The organism is Streptomyces sp. H27-H1, from assembly GCF_026627445.1.
GTDB lineage: Bacteria > Actinomycetota > Actinomycetes > Streptomycetales > Streptomycetaceae > Streptomyces.
Genome location: NZ_JAPNLJ010000040.1, coordinates 28,711 through 45,297, shown reverse-complemented (window position 1 = coordinate 45,297; position 16,587 = coordinate 28,711). Strand labels below are relative to the sequence as shown.

The 16,587-nt window shown below is 71.1% G+C and carries 16 protein-coding genes; 8 read left to right on the top strand and 8 right to left on the bottom strand.

Annotation, left to right across the window (positions count from 1 at the left end; translation table 11 throughout):
• Positions 1-142: 142 nt before the first annotated feature.
• From nhaA to OTB20_RS32130, 3 genes are read left to right on the top strand one after another with little or no spacing between them, the layout of a single operon-like run.
• On the top strand, positions 143-1,630 hold the full coding sequence (gene nhaA, locus OTB20_RS32140) for a Na+/H+ antiporter NhaA (protein ID WP_420716531.1): 1,488 nt from the start codon (positions 143-145) through the stop codon (positions 1,628-1,630).
• Positions 1,631-1,683: 53 nt separating this feature from the next.
• Positions 1,684-2,142, top strand: coding sequence for a phage holin family protein (locus OTB20_RS32135; protein WP_267751828.1), 459 nt, complete (start codon positions 1,684-1,686; stop codon positions 2,140-2,142).
• Complete coding sequence (locus OTB20_RS32130) at positions 2,139-3,107, top strand: alpha/beta fold hydrolase (protein ID WP_267822931.1); 969 nt, start codon at positions 2,139-2,141, stop codon at positions 3,105-3,107. The genes OTB20_RS32135 and OTB20_RS32130 overlap by 4 nt, the downstream gene beginning before the upstream one ends.
• A gap of 388 nt (positions 3,108-3,495) precedes the next feature.
• On the opposite strand, the gene OTB20_RS32125 is transcribed toward OTB20_RS32130, so the two are convergent.
• The 3 genes from OTB20_RS32125 to nth all read right to left on the bottom strand — a co-directional run bounded on the left by OTB20_RS32125 (position 3,496) and on the right by nth (position 6,466).
• Positions 3,496-4,698 (bottom strand): MarP family serine protease, encoded by a 1,203-nt coding sequence (locus tag OTB20_RS32125; RefSeq protein WP_267822928.1) that lies wholly within the window; start codon positions 4,696-4,698, stop codon positions 3,496-3,498.
• A gap of 13 nt (positions 4,699-4,711) precedes the next feature.
• The gene (locus tag OTB20_RS32120) at positions 4,712-5,512 is read right to left on the bottom strand and encodes an NUDIX hydrolase (protein ID WP_267822926.1); all 801 of its coding nucleotides are present in this window, start codon (positions 5,510-5,512) and stop codon (positions 4,712-4,714) included.
• A 144-nt stretch (positions 5,513-5,656) separates the two neighbouring features.
• Positions 5,657-6,466, bottom strand: coding sequence for an endonuclease III (gene nth, locus OTB20_RS32115; protein ID WP_267822924.1), 810 nt, complete (start codon positions 6,464-6,466; stop codon positions 5,657-5,659).
• A 398-nt stretch (positions 6,467-6,864) separates the two neighbouring features.
• Between nth and OTB20_RS32110 the strand changes: the two genes are divergently transcribed.
• Positions 6,865-7,539, top strand: a complete 675-nt coding sequence (locus OTB20_RS32110; protein ID WP_003981529.1) for a Crp/Fnr family transcriptional regulator — start codon at positions 6,865-6,867, stop codon at positions 7,537-7,539.
• A 136-nt stretch (positions 7,540-7,675) separates the two neighbouring features.
• Entirely contained in the window at positions 7,676-8,485 is an 810-nt protein-coding gene (locus OTB20_RS32105; RefSeq protein WP_267822923.1) for a nucleotidyltransferase domain-containing protein, read from the top strand.
• Between the two features lie 16 nt (positions 8,486-8,501).
• Here the strand turns inward: OTB20_RS32105 and OTB20_RS32100 are convergent, their stop codons facing one another.
• The 4 genes from OTB20_RS32100 to OTB20_RS32085 form a co-directional block, all read right to left on the bottom strand.
• A complete protein-coding gene (locus tag OTB20_RS32100; protein WP_267822921.1) occupies positions 8,502-9,347 on the bottom strand; it encodes an MBL fold metallo-hydrolase in 846 nt (281 codons plus the stop codon).
• Positions 9,344-10,297, bottom strand: a complete 954-nt coding sequence (locus OTB20_RS32095; protein WP_267822919.1) for an NUDIX hydrolase — start codon at positions 10,295-10,297, stop codon at positions 9,344-9,346. The genes OTB20_RS32100 and OTB20_RS32095 overlap by 4 nt, the downstream gene beginning before the upstream one ends.
• A 180-nt stretch (positions 10,298-10,477) precedes the next feature.
• Positions 10,478-10,951, bottom strand: a complete 474-nt coding sequence (locus OTB20_RS32090) for a RidA family protein (protein ID WP_267751820.1) — start codon at positions 10,949-10,951, stop codon at positions 10,478-10,480.
• Positions 10,948-11,112: a DUF4177 domain-containing protein gene (locus OTB20_RS32085; RefSeq protein ID WP_112447450.1), complete on the bottom strand. Its 165-nt coding sequence runs from the start codon at positions 11,110-11,112 to the stop codon at positions 10,948-10,950. The genes OTB20_RS32090 and OTB20_RS32085 overlap by 4 nt, the downstream gene beginning before the upstream one ends.
• Positions 11,113-11,188: 76 nt before the next feature.
• Between OTB20_RS32085 and OTB20_RS32080 the strand changes: the two genes are divergently transcribed.
• Both OTB20_RS32080 and OTB20_RS32075 read left to right on the top strand, forming a co-directional pair.
• A complete protein-coding gene (locus tag OTB20_RS32080) occupies positions 11,189-12,169 on the top strand; it encodes an ArsA-related P-loop ATPase (protein ID WP_267822992.1) in 981 nt (326 codons plus the stop codon).
• Positions 12,166-13,473 (top strand): ArsA family ATPase, encoded by a 1,308-nt coding sequence (locus OTB20_RS32075; protein ID WP_267822917.1) that lies wholly within the window; start codon positions 12,166-12,168, stop codon positions 13,471-13,473. Before OTB20_RS32080 ends, OTB20_RS32075 begins: the two co-directional genes overlap by 4 nt.
• Positions 13,474-13,502: 29 nt before the next feature.
• On the opposite strand, the gene OTB20_RS32070 is transcribed toward OTB20_RS32075, so the two are convergent.
• The gene (locus OTB20_RS32070; RefSeq protein ID WP_257559391.1) at positions 13,503-13,853 is read right to left on the bottom strand and encodes a WhiB family transcriptional regulator; all 351 of its coding nucleotides are present in this window, start codon (positions 13,851-13,853) and stop codon (positions 13,503-13,505) included.
• Between the two features lie 386 nt (positions 13,854-14,239).
• Here OTB20_RS32070 and OTB20_RS32065 point away from each other — a divergent pair, with 386 nt between their 5' ends.
• Positions 14,240-16,519 carry a transglycosylase domain-containing protein gene (locus OTB20_RS32065; RefSeq protein WP_267822915.1) on the top strand — a complete coding sequence of 760 codons (2,280 nt, stop codon included), beginning with the start codon at positions 14,240-14,242 and terminating at the stop codon, positions 16,517-16,519.
• Positions 16,520-16,587: the final 68 nt, after the last annotated feature.

Here is a 16,587-nt window from a genome sequence, read left to right as displayed (position 1 = left end):
AGGGGCATTCGGCGCGTCGCGCCGGATGCCCCTTTCGCACATAAAGTGAAGATCACCGGATACGCCTACGCGTGCACCCTGTAACGTATTAGACGGTTAAAGAACTACTCCACAGGGTGCGCCGGGAAGTCTGGTCGGCAACATGCTTCGCCATGCCGTCCAACCCACCCCGGAGGTACCACCCGTGGTCGCGCCCCACCCCACCGACAACCAGAGCCGCAAGCTCCTCGGCCGCCTTTCGCTGCCCGAGCGCCGCTTCGTGGCCGACGCCCTGCGCGCCGAGACGGTCGGCGGCGTCCTCCTCCTCGTGGCCGCGATCGCCGCACTCGTCTGGGCTAACGTGCCCGCCATCTCGGCGAGCTACGAGAACGTCCGCTCCTTCCACATCGGCCCCGCCTCCCTCGGCCTGGACCTCTCGCTCCAGCACTGGGCGGCCGACGGCCTGCTCGCCGTCTTCTTCTTCGTCGCCGGCATCGAGCTCAAGCGCGAGCTCGTCGCGGGCGACCTGCGCGACGCCAAGGCGGCCGCGCTCCCGGTGATCGCCGCGATCTGCGGCATGGCCGTGCCCGCGCTGGTCTACGTACTGACCAATGTGCTCGGCAACGGCTCGACGGACGGCTGGGCGGTCCCGACCGCCACCGACATCGCCTTCGCGCTCGCCGTCCTCGCCGTCATCGGCACGTCGCTGCCGTCGGCCCTGCGCGCGTTCCTGCTGACCCTCGCCGTCGTCGACGACCTGTTCGCCATCATGATCATCGCGGTGTTCTTCACCAGCGAGATCGACTTCCTGGCGCTCGGCGGCGCGGCCGTGGGCCTGGCCCTCTTCTGGTTCCTGCTGCGTGCGAAGGTGCGCGGCTGGTACATCTACGTCCCGCTCGCCCTGGCGATCTGGGGCCTGATGTACAACAGCGGCGTGCACGCCACCATCGCCGGTGTGTCCATGGGCCTGATGCTGCGCTGCCACCGAGAGGAGGGCGAGCAGCACTCTCCCGGCGAGCACATCGAACACCTCGTCCGGCCCCTGTCGGCCGGCCTCGCCGTCCCGCTCTTCGCCCTGTTCTCGGCCGGCGTCTCCCTCTCCGACGAGGCCATCGGCCAGGTCTTCACCCGGCCCGAGACCCTCGGCGTGGTGCTCGGCCTCGTCATCGGCAAGACGCTGGGCATCTTCGGCGGAACCTGGCTCGCCGCCCGCTTCACCAAGGCGGAGCTCAACGACGGTCTGGCCTGGCCGGACGTGTTCGCCGTCGCCTCGCTCGCCGGCATCGGCTTCACCGTCTCGCTCCTGATCGGCGAACTCGCCTTCACCGACGACCCCGTCCTCACCGACGAGGTCAAGGCCGCCGTGCTGATCGGCTCGCTCATCGCCGCGATCCTGGCGTGCATCCTCCTGAAGATGCGCAACCGCAGGTACAAGGCGCTCACCGAGGACGAGGAGCGCGACGAGGACCTCGACGGCATCCCCGACATCTACGAGCAGGACAAGCCGGACTACCACCTGCGGATGGCCAAGATCTACGAGGCCAAGGCGGCGGAGCACCTGCGCAGGGCCGAAGCGGCCGCGGCCGATGCGCCACACGCCGCGGCAGAAGCTGCGGGCGGGTCCAGCGCCGACGGCGGCCGTCCGGCATGATCTGAACTGACGACAGGACAGCCGTCGCAGTCGGACGACAGAGGGAGAGATCGATGAGCGCAGTGGACCACGGGGCCCCGGGAGCCGAGCGCACACTCGGCCAGCTGGTCGCCTCGGCCACCGCCGAGATGTCCGCCCTGGTGCACGACGAGATCGCCCTCGCCAAGGTGGAGATCAAGCAGGACGTCAAGCGCGCGGGCATCGGCAGCGGCGCCGCCGTCGTCGCGGGCGTGCTCCTCCTCTTCTCGCTGCCGGTGCTGAGCTTCGCGGCGGCGTACGGGATCCACAACCTCGGGCTCGGGCTGGCCTGGTCCTTCCTGATCGTCGGTGTGGCGTTCTGGCTGCTGGCGGGAGTGATCGGTCTGATCGCCCTGGCGAAGTTCAAGAAGATCAAGCCGCCGGTGAAGACCATCGCCTCGGTCAAGGAGACGGCGGCCCTCGTCGGCACCGTCAAGCCCCACGCCCGCTCGGTCAGTGACAACGCCGTGGGTGTGGCACGCTCGTCCTCATGACAGCGCCCTCGTCCGATTCCGGCACATCCGGTACGCCTCCCACCGCCGCCACGGCGGTACGGATCGACATCCCGGGCGGGCGAGCGGTGACCCACCGGGACGTCGCGGCGAACGGGGCGCGGTTCCACGTCGCCGAACTGGGTGACGGACCCCTGGTGCTGCTCCTGCACGGGTTCCCGCAGTTCTGGTGGACGTGGCGGCACCAGATGACCGCCCTCGCCGACGCGGGCTACCGGGCCGTCGCGATGGACCTGCGCGGGGTGGGCGGCAGCGACCGCACCCCGCGCGGCTACGACCCGGCGAACCTGGCGCTCGACATCACCGGGGTCGTACGGTCCCTCGGCGAGCCCGACGCCGCCCTCGTCGGGCACGACCTGGGCGGCTACCTCGCCTGGACGGCGGCGGTGATGCGGCCGAAGCTGGTGCGCCGGCTGGTGGTGTCCTCGATGCCGCACCCGCGCCGCTGGCGCTCCGCGATGCTGTCGGACTTCGGTCAGACCCGGGCCAGTTCGCACATCTGGGGCTTCCAGCGGCCGTTCGTGCCCGAGCGTCAGCTCGTCGCCGACGGCGGGGCGCTCGTCGGCGAACTGATCCGGGACTGGTCGGGCCCGCGGCTCCCCGAGGAGGACGACGTTGCGGTGTACCAGCGCGCGATGTGCATCCCTTCCACGGCGCACTGCTCGGTCGAGCCGTACCGCTGGATGATGCGGTCCATGGCCCGGCCCGACGGTCTGCAGTTCAACCGGCGCATGAAGCGGCCGGTACGGGTACCGACCCTGCACCTGCACGGCTCGCTCGATCCGGTGATGCGTACGCGTAGTTCGGCGGGGTCCGGGCAGTACGTCGAAGCCCCGTACCGCTGGCGGCTCTTCGACGGGCTCGGGCACTTCCCTCACGAGGAGGACCCGGCGGCCTTCTCGACCGAGCTGGTCAACTGGCTGAAGGATCCCGAGCCGGACCGCTGAGCTGACCGATCCTCACACGCCGTTTATATGACAACCGTTCAATTGCCTGACGCATAGGCCAATTGGCCGCCCCCAACGCGATTACCGACCTTGGGGCCCGGGCACAGCTCGGAGTATGAGCTGGACGCACGACTACGGTGACACCGCACACGAACGCCGCTCGACGGTCACGCCGGGCACGCACAGGGGGCAGGGCCGCGAAGGCCACGACGACCCCCGACTAGGGATTCCACGCATTCTGCGCCGGCGGGCCCGCTGGGTCTCCGCCCGGCTCAGGCACCAGCGCACGTAGGCACTGACCCCGCAGGGCTTCCGGGGCGCCCGGGCGGTCACGAGGACCGACAGGGCCCGGGAAGCCCTGCAGGGCTCCGTAGGGCCCCCCGGGGACTCAGAGGGCGCAACCCTGGCTGCCGACCCGCCGGTCCGCGGCCTTCCCGGTCTGGATGTCGTCGCGGACCTCGTCCGCGGTCAGGGCGTAACCGGTGTTGGGATCGTCGAGGGATTTCGCGAAGACGACCCCGTAGACCTTGCCCTCGGGCGTCAGCAGCGGGCCGCCGGAGTTGCCCTGGCGGACCGTCGCGAACAGGGAGTAGACGTCCCTTCGCACGGTTCCGCGGTGGTAGATGTCCGGGCCGTTGGCGTTGATCCGGCCGCGGACCCGCGCCGAGCGGACGTCGTACGAACCGTTCTCCGGGAAGCCCGCGACGATGGCGTCGCTGCCGCTCGCCGCGTCCTTGTCGGTGAACTCCAGTGCGGGCGCCTTCAGCCTGGGCACGTCCAGCACGGCGATGTCGCGCTCCCAGTCGTAGAGCACGACCTTGGCGTCGTAGAGCTTGCCCTCGCCGCCGATCTGCACGGTCGGCTCGGTGACCCCGCCGACGACGTGTGCGTTGGTCATCACCTTGCCCGGTGCGAAGACGAAGCCGGTGCCCTCCAGCACCTTGCTGCACGCGGGCGCCGTGCCGACGACCTTCACGATCGACCGCTTGGCCTGCTCGGCGACGGGGCTGTTCGCGAGCGCCGGATCGGGGGGATTGACCTCGGTGATCGGCTCGTTGGAGAACGGGCTGAAGACCTGTGGGAAGCCGTTGCGGGCCAGGGTGGAGCTGAAGTCCGAGAACCAGGTGTTCGCCTGCGCCGGGAGCACCCTGGAGACGCCGAGGAGCACCTTGGAGTTGCGGACTTCCTTGCCCAGCGTGGGAAGTGACGTACCGGCGAGCGCGGAGCCGATCAGCCAGGCCACCAGCAGCATCGCGACCACGTTCACCAGGGCGCCGCCCGTCGCGTCGAGCGCGCGGGCCGGGGACCACGTGATGTGGCGCCGGAGCTTGCTGCCCAGGTGGGTGGTGAGCGCCTGGCCGATCGAGGCACAGATGATGATCACCACCACGGCGATGACGACGACCGTGGTGGACACCTGGGTGCCGTTGTCGGTGACCCGGTCCCAGATCAGGGGCAGCAGGGACACGGCGATGAGACCACCGCCGAGGAAGCCGATCACCGACAGGATGCCGACGACGAACCCCTGGCGGTAGCCGACGATCGCGAACCATACGGCGGCGAGCAGCAACAAGATGTCCAGCACGTTCACAGGGGCCACCGTCTCATGCGGTCCAGTCGAGCGGGACTTCCCGGGCCCGGTCCCAGGGACGCTCCCAGCCGGCGAAGTGCAGGATCCGGTCGATCACCCCGGCGGTGAAACCCCAGACCAGAGCCGATTCCACGGTGAAGGCCGGGCCGTGGAAGCCGCCTGGGTGGACGACGGTGACCCGGTGCTCCGGGTCCGTGAGATCGGCCACGGGCACCGTGAAGACCCGGGCGGTCTCGGCCGGGTCGACCACGCCGACCGGGCTGGGGGCGCGCCACCAGCCGAGCACCGGGGTCACGACGAACTCGCTGACCGGGATGTAGAGCCGGGGCAGCACTCCGAAGAGCTGGACCCCGGCGGGGTCCAGGCCGGTCTCCTCCTCGGCCTCGCGCAGGGCGGCGCGCAGCGGGCCGGTGGTGTGCGGGTCGCCGTCCTCGGGGTCCAGGGCGCCCCCGGGGAAGGAGGGCTGGCCGGGGTGCGAGCGCAGGGTGCCGGCCCGCTCCATCAGCAGCAGCTCGGGACCGCGGGGGCCCTCGCCGAAGAGGATCAGCACGGCGGACTGGCGGCCTCGCCCGTCCTCCGGCGGCAGGAACCGGCTGAGCTGGGTGGGCCGCACCGTCCGGGCCGCCTCGACGACGGGGTCCAGCCAGCCGGGCAGGCCGCGGGTGAGCAGGGCCGTGCTGCCGCGCCGACCCCTCGGCGCGTCGTGCGTGGCCTCGTGCAGGGCCCCGTAGCGAGCTTCGTACGGATCCTCGGGCGCGGCGCCCGCGCCGGGCCCGGCGGCGTCCGCCCGGCGGTTCTGCGTGGCCTCGGTCATGGGCACCCCTGTCCGTGTTCCCCCACACACCGGCAAACGCGGCGCGGGTAGTGATTCGTTCCTTACGGGTGCGGCTCTGCTGCCGGGCTCCGCACCCGGACCCCTCGAACGCCCCCAGGGCGTCCGGGAGGCCCCGCAGGGGACTCAGGCGCCTGCCGGGGCGGATCGGGCCGGCGCGGGCAGGCCCGGGTAGTCCGGCGGCGGGCTCAGGCGCTGGCCGGGCTGGCCGCCCTTCTCGTACTTCAGGAGCATCGCCGCCTTCTCCGGATCGGTCTCGCCCTCCCCGTAGGCCGGGCAGAGCGGAGCGATCGGGCAGGCCCCGCAGGCGGGCTTGCGGGAGTGGCAGATCCGGCGGCCGTGGAAGACGACGCGGTGCGACAGCATCGTCCACTCGCTCTTCGGGAAGATCGCGCAGATCTCCGCCTCGACCTTCTCCGGGTCCTCCTGCTCGGTCCACTTCCAGCGCCGCACCAGTCGGCCGAAGTGGGTGTCAACCGTGATCCCGGGGACGCCGAAGGCGTTGCCGAGGACCACGTTCGCCGTCTTGCGGCCCACCCCGGGGAGCGTCACCAGGTCCTCGATCCGGCCCGGCACCTCGCCGCCGAAGTTGTCGCGCAGCGCCTGCGAGAGACCGAGGAGGGACTTGGCCTTCGCCCGGAAGAACCCGGTCGGCCGGATGATCTCCTCCAGCGCCTCGGGATCGGCTCCGGCCATGTCTTCGGGGGTCGGATAGGCGGCGAAGAGGGCCGGGGTCGTCTGGTTCACGCGCAGGTCGGTGGTCTGCGCGGACAGGACGGTGGCGACCAGCAGCTCGAAGGAGTTGCGGAAGTCGAGCTCCGGATGCGCGTACGGGTAGACCTCGGCCAGCTCCCGGTTGATCCTGCGCGCCCGCCGCACCATCGCCAGGTGGCTCTCCGGCTTCGCCCCGTCCTTCTTGACCTTGCTCTCTGCCATCCCCGAAGGCTACGCCGGACAGCCCTCCGCCCGTGGCCGGACGTGACCTCCGGCCCGGCCGGGGTTTCTTGGCCGAAGTTTTGCCCTGGAGCCGGGGTGACTGCTCCGGGAGGGCCCCCGACGAGCCGTGTTCGCCCACGGCTGAATTCACTGCCGCGGTCACTCCCCCGGACCCCTTGGCCTGTGCTCTCACCGGCCTGTTGGACGCCCGGCCGGTCCGGGGCACGGCGGCCAGACCCGCCCCGGACCTCAGGTAACACCACCCCGATAGGCCTCTCGCCGCACAGCACACCCGTACGTCCGGCATCCTTGTGATGAACGTGATTGATCGCACTGTTTGAGCCGTCCGGCAAAATGGGGGACCGATCCCCTGGCTGGTCGACATAGGAGAGAGACTCGTGGACGACGTACTGCGGCGTGCCCCGCTCTTCGCGGCGCTCGATGACGAGCAGGCCGCGGAGCTCCGCGCCTCCATGGGCGAGGTGACCCTCGCGCGCGGTGACGCCCTGTTCCACGAGGGCGACCCCGGTGACCGGCTCTACGTGGTCACCGAGGGCAAGGTGAAGCTGCACCGCACTTCCCCCGACGGGCGCGAGAACATGCTGGCCGTCCTCGGCCCCGGAGAGCTGATCGGCGAGCTGTCGCTGTTCGACCCGGGCCCGCGCACCGCCACCGCCACCGCCCTGACCGAGGTCAAGCTGCTCGGCCTGGGTCACGGAGACCTCCAGCCGTGGCTGAACGCCCGGCCCGAGGTGGCGACCGCGCTGCTGCGCGCCGTCGCGCGGCGCCTGCGCAAGACCAACGACCAGATGTCCGACCTGGTCTTCTCCGACGTTCCGGGCCGGGTGGCCCGTGCGCTCCTCGACCTGTCGCGCCGCTTCGGCGTGCAGTCGGAAGAGGGCATCCACGTCGTGCACGACCTCACGCAGGAGGAGCTGGCCCAGCTCGTCGGCGCGTCGCGCGAGACCGTGAACAAGGCTCTGGCCGACTTCGCGGGGCGCGGATGGCTCCGCCTCGAGGCGCGTGCCGTGATCCTGCTGGACGTGGAGCGGCTGGCGAAGCGCTCGCGCTGACGTCCGCAGTCTTCGTAGAGGGGTCCCGCCCGGTGGGCGGGGCCCCTTTTCGTCAAGGCCCCTTTTCGTCGGGGCCCATTTCATGCCCGGCGTTTCGGCCGGACGCACGCGGCCGGAGTGGGGGCACAGTGGACCCATGGAGCACAGAGGCCTCGACGCGTACGGGTACTTCGAGCGCGAAGGCTCACTCGGGCAGGTGCCGGCCGAGTTCCGCGGGCTCGTCGCCGCCGCGCGGGCGCGGATCGGTGAGGCGTACGGGCAACGGCTGCACAGCGCCTACCTGTACGGGTCCGTGCCGCGCGGGAGCGCCCGGTACGGGCGGTCCGACCTCGACCTGCTGATCGCCCTGCACCACGCGCCCTGCGACGAGGACCGCGACACCACCGAGGTACTGGCACGCGGCCTCGACGAGGACTTCGCGGAGATCGACGGGGCCGGGATCCTGCTGTACGGCAAGGACCGGCTGCTGAGCGAGCAGGAACGTTACGACCTCGGCTGGTTCCTCGCCTGCCTGTGCACCCCGCTGCTCGGCGCGGACCTGGCCGAGCACCTGCCCCGCTACCGCCCGGACGGCCTGCTCGCCCGCGAGACCAACGGCGACCTGGCCGAGCTGCTGCCGCAGGTCCGGGACCGGATCCGGGCGGCGGCCACGCCGGAGGAGTACCGCAGGCTGTGCCGGGGCGTCTCGCGGCACCTCGTGCGGACCGGATTCACCCTCGTCATGCCCCGGTGGGGCGGCTGGACCAGCGACCTCACCGAGTCGGCGGAGGTGTTCGGGCAGTACTACCCCGAGCGCGCCGACCAGATGTGCGCCGCGGCCGCCGCCGCGCTGGACCCGGTGGCGGACCCGGCCGTGCTGCGGTCCTACGTCGAGGACCTCGGCCCGTGGCTCGCGGACGAGTACACCGCCCGGCACGGGACGAAAACTCCCCGTCCGGCGGGATAGTTCGGCTGCGGCCCGCTCACTCGGGACCCCCCGGGATCAGGCCGTGCTCCCGCAGGTACTCCAGCTGCGCGCGTACGGACCACTCCGCGGCCGGCCACAGCGACCGGTCCACATCCGCGTAGACGTGGGCGACGACCGCCTCGGGGGTGCTCAGACCGTTCTCGACCGCCGTCTCGATCTGCGCGAGGCGGTGCGCCCGGTGGGCGAGGTAGAACTCGACCGCGCCCTGCGCGTCGTCCAGGACCGGCCCGTGTCCCGGGAGCACCGTGTGGACGCCGTCGTCGACCGTCAGCGAGCGCAGCCGGCGCAGGGAGTCCAGGTAGTCGCCGAGCCGCCCGTCGGGGTGCGCGACCACGGTGGTGCCGCGCCCCAGGATCGTGTCACCGGTCAGGACCGCGCGGTCGGCCGGCAGGTGGAAGCAGAGCGAGTCCGCGGTGTGGCCGGGCGTCGGGACCACGCGCAGCTCCAGACCGCCCGTGCGGATGACGTCCCCGGCGGCCAGACCCTCGTCGCCCAGGCGCAGAGCCGGGTCCAGGGCGCGGACCTTCGTCCGGGTCAGCTCGGCGAAGCGGGCCGCGCCCTCCGCGTGATCGGGATGTCCGTGGGTGAGGAGGGTGAGCGCGACCCGCTTGCCCGCCCCCTCGGCGGCGGCGACGACCGCGCGCAGGTGTACGTCGTCCAGCGGGCCGGGGTCGATCACCACGGCCAGGTCGGAGCCGGGCTCGGAGACGAGCCAGGTGTTGGTGCCGTCGAGGGTCATCGCGGAGGCGTTCGGGGCCAGGACGTTCACCGCGCGGGCGGTGGCGGGTCCGGAGGTGACGACTCCGCGGGGCTGGCCGGGCAGGGCGGCGGCATCGGTCATGCGGGCGCTCCTCCGGGGTTCGCGGGGCCGGGGTCCACGGGGCCGTTCGCGGGGCCCCGGTTCGCGAGGCGGACGCGTTTGGTGAACTCGTCGTGGCCCGGCCAGCTGAGCACGAGCTCGCCGTCCGTGAGTGTGGCCCGGGCGAGGACCGGGGCCAGGTCCTGGCCGCCGGCCGCGGCGAGGGCCTCGGAGGGGCTCCCGTAGGGCTCCAGGGACCGCAGGGTGGTGATGGTGGGCGGCATCATCAGCAGCTCGCCCTTGTCGTAGCCGGCGGCTGCGTCGGCGGGGCGGATCCAGACCGTGCGGTCGGCCTCGGTGGAGGCGTTGCGGGTGCGCTGGCCTTCGGGGAGGGCCGCGACGAAGAACCAGGTGTCGTACCGGCGCGGCTCGAACTCCGGGGTGATCCAGCGGGCCCACGCGCCGAGCAGGTCGGAGCGCAGGACCAGGCCCCGCCGGTCGAGGAACTCGGCGAAGGACAGCTCCCGGGCGACCAGGGCCGCACGGGCGGCCTCCCAGTCCTCGCCGGTGGTGTCGCCGACGACGGTGTCCGCGGACTCGCCCGCGAGCAGGACCCCGGCCTCCTCGAAGGTCTCGCGGACGGCTCCGCAGACGATCGCCTGGGCGGTGGCGGGGTCGGTGCCCATCCGCTCGGCCCACTCGGCGCGGCTCGGGCCCGCCCAGCCGATGAGGTGGTCCTCGTCGCGGGGGTCCACGCCGCCGCCGGGGTACGCGTAGGCGCCTCCGGCGAAGGCCATCTCGACCCGGCGGCGCAGCATGTGCACGGCGGGGCCGTCGGGGGTGTCGCGCAGCAGCATCACGGTGGCCGCCCGCCTCGGTTCCACCGGGGTGAGCGAGCCGTCCGCGAGCGCGCGGATGCGGTCGGGCCACTCCGGGGGGTACCACTGACCTCCCGCTGAGGTCTCTTGCTGACCGTACTGACCATTCGGCATGGCGGGATGCTACGGCCATCCGGGCCGATGTTCGAGGGCCACCTGTCGGCGGGCCGCGCCGGCGGCGGCCACGGAGGCGGGCCGGCGCGCCCGCGCCGGCCCGCCGGACCCGCGCCGCGAACGCCGGCGGGGCCGGATCCCCCTGAGGGTGATCCGGCCCCGCCTGGGCCGTGCCGGAGGTCAGGCTCCCGGAACCAGCTCGACCTGGATCTCGATCTCGACCGGGGCGTCCAGCGGGAGGACCGCCACGCCGACCGCGCTGCGGGCGTGGACGCCCTTCTCGCCGAGGACGGCGCCCAGCAGCTCGCTCGCGCCGTTCAACACGCCCGGCTGGGCCGTGAAGTCGGGGGCCGAGGCGATGAAGCCGACGACCTTCACGACGCGCGCGATCTTGTCGAGGTCGCCGACGACGGACTTCACCGCGGCCAGCGCGTTGAGCGCGCAGGTCGCGGCCAGTTCCTTGGCCTGCTCCGCCGAGACCTCGGCGCCGACCTTGCCGGTGACCGGCAGATTGCCCTTGATCATCGGGAGCTGGCCGGCGGTGTACACGTAGGCACCCGACCGCACGGCCGGCTGGTACGTGGCCAGCGGCGGGACGACCTCGGGCAGGGTCAGCCCGAGTTCGGCCAGCCGCGCCTCGACGACTCCGCTCATGCCGCCTTCTCCCGCTTCAGGTAGGCCACCAGCTGCTCGGGGTTGTTCGGCCCGGGTACGACCTGGACGAGCTCCCAGCCGTCCTCGCCCCAGGTGTCCAGGATCTGCTTGGTGGCGTGGACCAGCAGCGGGACGGTCGCGTATTCGAACTTCTTGGTCATGGGAGCGAGCGTAGTGCCTGCCGTACGGGCCCCCGCCACCACCGCCGCCGCCCGGGAGGAATTAGGCTCGGGCCCTGTGAGCAGGCTCCAGGTGGTCAGCGGCAAGGGCGGCACCGGCAAGACCACGGTCGCCGCCGCACTCGCGCTCGCCCTCGCACGCGAGGGCAAGCGGATTCTTCTGGTGGAGGTCGAGGGCAGGCAGGGCCTCGCCCAGGTCTTCGGGGCGGAGGCGCTCCCCTACGAGGACCGCAAGATCGCCGTCGCCGCGGGCGGCGGCGAGGTGTACGCGCTCGCCATCGACGCGGAGCGGGCACTCCTGGACTACCTCCAGATGTTCTACAAGCTCGGCTCGGCCGGCCGCGCCCTCAAGAAGCTCGGTGCCATCGACTTCGCGACGACCATCGCGCCGGGGCTGCGGGACGTGCTCCTGACGGGCAAGGCGTGCGAGGCCGTGCGGCGCAAGGACAAGTCCGGCCGGTTCGTCTACGACCACGTGATCATGGACGCTCCGCCGACCGGGCGGATCACCCGCTTCCTCAACGTCAACGACGAGGTGGCGGGCCTGGCCAAGTTCGGGCCGATCCACAACCAGGCGCAGGCCGTCATGAAGGTGCTCAAGTCCCCCGAGACGGCCGTGCACCTGGTCACCCTCCTGGAGGAGATGCCCGTGCAGGAGACCGCCGACGGGATCGCCGAACTCCAGCAGGCGGGCCTGCCGGTGGGACGGGTCATCGTCAACATGGTCCGGCCGCACCACCTCGACGAGGCCGCCCTGCGCGCCGCCGCGGGCGAGCACCGCTCCGGCGTCTCCAGGGCGCTGTCCCGGGCCGGCCTCGGCAGCGCCCGGCGCGGCGGGCTGGCAGAGCGGCTGGTGGACCCGCTGCTCGTGCAGGCCTCGGAGCACGCCAGCAGGGTGGAGCTGGAGCGCGCCCAGCGCACCGTCCTGGCGGGGCTGCGCGTACCGACGTACGAACTCCCCATGCTCGGCGCGGGGATCGACCTGGCCGGCCTCTACGGGCTCGCCGCGGAGCTGCGAAAGCAGGTGGGCGAGGAATGAGCGAGGCCGGGACCATGGACGTTCCCCCGCGGCTGGCCGTCGACCGGCTGCTGGACGATCCGCAGACCCGGATCATCGTGTGCTGCGGGGCGGGCGGGGTCGGCAAGACCACGACCGCCGCGGCGCTCGGGGTCCGGGCGGCCGAGCGCGGGCGCAAGGTGGTCGTCCTGACCATCGACCCGGCGCGCAGGCTGGCCCAGTCGATGGGGATCGACTCGCTCGACAACACCCCCCGCAAGGTACGGGGGGTGCAGGGCGCGGACGGCGGCGAACTGCACGCCATGATGCTCGACATGAAGCGGACCTTCGACGAGATCGTCGAGGGCCACTCCGATCCCGAGCGCGCACAGGCGATCCTCGCCAACCCCTTCTACCAGTCCCTGTCGGCCGGCTTCGCGGGCACGCAGGAGTACATGGCGATGGAGAAGCTGGGGCAGCTGCGGGCCCGGGACGACTGGGACCTGATCGTGGTGGACACGCCGCCGAGCCGGTCCGCCCTGGACTTCCTGGACGCGCCGGGGCGCCTGGGGTCCTTCCTGGACGGGAAGTTCATCCGGGTGCTGATGGCTCCGGCCAAGGTCGGCGGCCGGGCGGGGATGAAGTTCCTGAATGTCGGCATGTCGATGATGACGGGCACGCTCAGCAAGCTGATGGGCGCCTCGCTGCTGAAGGACGTACAGACCTTCGTGGCCGCCATGGACACCATGTTCGGCGGCTTCCGCACCCGCGCGGACGCCACCTTCCAGCTCCTCCAGGCGCCCGGCACCGCGTTCCTCGTGGTCTCCGCGCCCGAACCGGACGCGCTGCGCGAGGCCGCGTACTTCGTCGAGCGGCTGGCCGCGGAGCGGATGCCGCTGGCCGGGCTGGTACTGAACCGGGTGCACGGCAGTGACGCCGAACAGCTCTCGGCGGAGCGGGCGTTGGCCGCCGCGGAGAATCTTGAAGAGGGCCGCATTGTGGATCAGGAGTCCGGGAAAGCTGGTCTTCGTGACTCCACGGACCCCGACTCGGACACCGAGACCGACACGGATGCCGAGACCCGCACCGAGACCCGCACCGAGCGAGAGACCGCCGCCGACGCCGTAGACGCCGACGTGGACGGGATCACCGCAGGACTGCTGCGCCTGCATGCGGAGCGCATGCAGGTCATCGCGCGCGAAAAGCGCACGCGCGACAGGTTCACCTCGCTGCACCCCGAGGTGGCGGTGACCGAAGTGGCTGCCCTGCCCGGCGACGTACACGACCTCGCCGGGCTGCGGGCCATCGGAGAGCGACTCGCGGCCGGGGTTCCGGCCGGAGCGTAGGCGTTCCTACGACGTGGTGCCCTGGCGGTCTACCCGGCTGCCGCGTACGTCTCGTACGGAACGTCGATCTCCTCATCGGCATCCATGGTGAGGATGCCCGTACTGCGCTCGTACTCCGTGCGGGCGGTTTCGAGCAGTCGCCGCCACGAGGTGACGGTGGGACGCCGGCGCAACAGCGCACGTCGTTCCCGCTCGGTCATTCCGCCCCACACTCCGAACTCGACACGGTTGTCGAGCGCGTCTGCCAGGCATTCGGTCCGCACCGGACATCCGGTGCACACCGCCTTGGCCCTGTTCTGTGCCGCTCCTTGAACGAACAGTTCATCCGGATCGGTAGTGCGGCAGGCTGCCTGCGCACTCCAGTCGGTAACCCAGCCCATCCCGGCGCCGTCCTCTCCCGAATCGAGGCTCCCCCACGGCGGTAGCGGCATATTCACCGCTGCCAGTTGAGGACGTTACGGAAGGTGGGCACAGTGCAACACCCCCGACGGGCCCAATCTTGAATGGTCCGAACGGACTATGGGTAAGCGGCAGATCACCCGACGGAGTGATCCTGCGACATGCCCGACCATTCCGGCGATTTGGGTGAAATCGGCGGGGCGACCTGGTCACAGGGGGCGAGATTCGGACATGCGTCCACCCCATTCGGGAAGGGTGAAAAACAAGCCGTGGGGTTGATGTCCCGCCGCGCTGCTGTGACAGTTGGGAACAGCTTAGGCCAAGGCATTCGCATGTGTCCGGCGAATGAGAACGTAGGCTGCCCTCCATGGGAAAGAAGCGCTCGGGCGGCGGGCTCACGGGGCCACAGCAGGCCGCCAAGTTCCTCGGTGTGTCCGTTCTCTCCGGAGTTGTGCTCGCGGGCATCGCGATCCCGGGTGCCGGCGCCCTGGGGCTCGCGGCCAAGGGGACGGTCGAGGGGTTCGATGAGATCCCGGCCAATCTCAAGACACCGCCGTTGAGCCAGCGGACCACGATTCTGGACGCAGAGGGTGGCCTGATCGCCACGGTCTATTCGCGTGACCGGCAGGTGGTCCCGATCACGGCCATCTCCCCGTACATGCAGAAGGCGATCGTCGCGATCGAGGACTCCCGTTTCTACGAACACGGTGCGGTCGACCTCAAGGGCATCCTGCGCGCGGTCAACCGCAACGCCCAGGAGGGCGGCGCGGCGCAGGGCGCCTCGACGCTGACGCAGCAGTACGTGAAGAACGTCTTCGTCGAAGAGGCCGGCAACGACGAGACGAAGGTGCGCGAGGCCCAGGAGAAGAGCCTCGGGCGCAAGATCCGCGAGCTGAAGTACTCGATCCAGGTCGAGGAAGAGCTCGGAAAGCAGAAGATCCTCGAGAACTACCTCAACATCACGTACTTCGGGCAGCAGGCGTACGGAATCGAATCCGCCGCCCAGCGGTACTTCAGCAAGCCGGCCAAGGACCTGACCCTGGACGAGTCGGCGCTGCTGGCGGGCGTGGTGCAGTCGCCGAGCCGGTTCGACCCGGTGAACGACTCGCAGGAGGCGACGAAGCGCCGCAACATCGTCCTTCAGCGCATGGCCGACGTGAAGAACGTTTCGCAGGCGGAGGCGGACGCGGCGAAGGCGAAGCCGGTGAAGCTGAAGGTGACCAAGCCGAAGAACGGCTGCATCACCGCCGTCAAGGGCGCGGGCTTCTTCTGTGACTACGTGCGCAACTCGTTCCTCGACGACACCGCCTTCGGCAAGACGCGCGAGGAGCGGGCGAAGGTCTGGAACCAGGGCGGCCTGACGGTCCGCACGACCCTGGACCCGCAGTCCCAGGACTCCGTCAACGAGTCCATCAAGGACCACGTGGACCAGGACGACAAGGTCGCGACGGCCGTCACCCTCGTACAGCCCGGCTCCGGGCGGGTCCTCGCGATGGGCCAGTCCAAGCCCTACGGCTTCGGCAAGGACGAGACCCAGATCAACTTCTCGGTGGACAAGAAGATGGGCGGCTCGAACTTCGGCTTCCCGACCGGCTCCACCTTCAAGGCGTTCGTCGCGGCCGCCGCCATCGAGCGCGGTCTGCCGCCGACCAAGATGTACCCGGCCCCGTACGACATGGACTATCCGAGCCCGGTGCAGACCTGCGGCGACAAGCCCTGGATCAACGACGGCAAGTACAAGGTGGAGAACGAGACCGAGTCCGAGGTCGGTCCGTACGGCATGAAGGACGCGATGGCCAAGTCGGTCAACACCTACTTCGTGGAGATGATCTCCGAGATGGGCCTGTGCCCCGTCACCGAGATGACCACCAAGCTCGGCGTGATCCCGGCCAACGGCACCAAGCTCCCCGAGGTCCCCGCCATCGCGCTCGGCAGTGAGGGCATGTCCCCGCTGACCATGGCCAACGCCTACGCCACCTTCGCCAACCGCGGCGTGTACTGCACCCCGGTCGCCATCGAGTCGATCACCGACTCGCACGGCAAGGCGCTGACGGTCCCGAAGTCCAAGTGCGGCCGCGCGATGACCGAGCGGACCGCCGACACCATCAACACGCTGCTGCTCGGCGTGGTCGACTCGGGTACGGGCCAGCAGTCGGGACTGTCCGACCGGCAGAGCGCGGGCAAGACCGGTACCACCGACAGCCGCTACAACGCCTGGTTCGTCGGCTACACGCCGAACATGTCCGGCGCGACCTGGGTCGGCTCCGGCGGCGCCAAGCAGGTGTCGATGGAGAACATCACCATCGGCGGCCAGTACTACGACAAGGTCTTCGGCGGCGGGCTGCCCGGCCCGATCTGGAAGCAGGCGGTCTCGGGCGCACTCTCCGGCCGCGAGGCTCCGGGCTTCACCACGGTGAACATCCCCGACACCCCGAGCCCGGCCGCCGGCGGCAAGCCCACCGGCAAGCCCACGAAGCCCGGCAAGCCGGGCCGCGACGGCAAGCCCGGCGACGGGCGGCCCGGCGGGCAGGCCGCGGCCGGAGCCACCGGCGGGACCCCGGGCGGTACGGGCGGCGACGGTGAGGGCGGGGACGACCCCCTCGCCGGGATCACCATCCCGCCGGGCATCATCGGCGGGCGCGACTAGGACCCGTAGCAGAACGACGAAGGGGCTCTCCACCGGATCCGGTGGAGAGCCCCTTCGTCGTTTGCCCC

What these genes read in the sequence shown, in the direction of transcription:
- nhaA (WP_420716531.1), top strand. Translation starts at nt 143, where the DNA reads ATGCTTCGCCATGCCGTCCAACCCACCCCGGAGGTACCACCCGTGGTC.
- OTB20_RS32135 (WP_267751828.1), top strand. Translation starts at nt 1,684, where the DNA reads ATGAGCGCAGTGGACCACGGGGCCCCGGGAGCCGAGCGCACACTCGGC.
- OTB20_RS32130 (WP_267822931.1), top strand. Translation starts at nt 2,139, where the DNA reads ATGACAGCGCCCTCGTCCGATTCCGGCACATCCGGTACGCCTCCCACC.
- OTB20_RS32120 (WP_267822926.1), bottom strand. Translation starts at nt 5,512, where the DNA reads ATGACCGAGGCCACGCAGAACCGCCGGGCGGACGCCGCCGGGCCCGGC.
- nth (WP_267822924.1), bottom strand. Translation starts at nt 6,466, where the DNA reads ATGGCAGAGAGCAAGGTCAAGAAGGACGGGGCGAAGCCGGAGAGCCAC.
- OTB20_RS32105 (WP_267822923.1), top strand. Translation starts at nt 7,676, where the DNA reads ATGGAGCACAGAGGCCTCGACGCGTACGGGTACTTCGAGCGCGAAGGC.
- OTB20_RS32100 (WP_267822921.1), bottom strand. Translation starts at nt 9,347, where the DNA reads ATGACCGATGCCGCCGCCCTGCCCGGCCAGCCCCGCGGAGTCGTCACC.
- OTB20_RS32095 (WP_267822919.1), bottom strand. Translation starts at nt 10,297, where the DNA reads ATGCCGAATGGTCAGTACGGTCAGCAAGAGACCTCAGCGGGAGGTCAG.
- OTB20_RS32090 (WP_267751820.1), bottom strand. Translation starts at nt 10,951, where the DNA reads ATGAGCGGAGTCGTCGAGGCGCGGCTGGCCGAACTCGGGCTGACCCTG.
- OTB20_RS32085 (WP_112447450.1), bottom strand. Translation starts at nt 11,112, where the DNA reads ATGACCAAGAAGTTCGAATACGCGACCGTCCCGCTGCTGGTCCACGCC.
- OTB20_RS32075 (WP_267822917.1), top strand. Translation starts at nt 12,166, where the DNA reads ATGAGCGAGGCCGGGACCATGGACGTTCCCCCGCGGCTGGCCGTCGAC.
- OTB20_RS32070 (WP_257559391.1), bottom strand. Translation starts at nt 13,853, where the DNA reads ATGGGCTGGGTTACCGACTGGAGTGCGCAGGCAGCCTGCCGCACTACC.
- OTB20_RS32065 (WP_267822915.1), top strand. Translation starts at nt 14,240, where the DNA reads ATGGGAAAGAAGCGCTCGGGCGGCGGGCTCACGGGGCCACAGCAGGCC.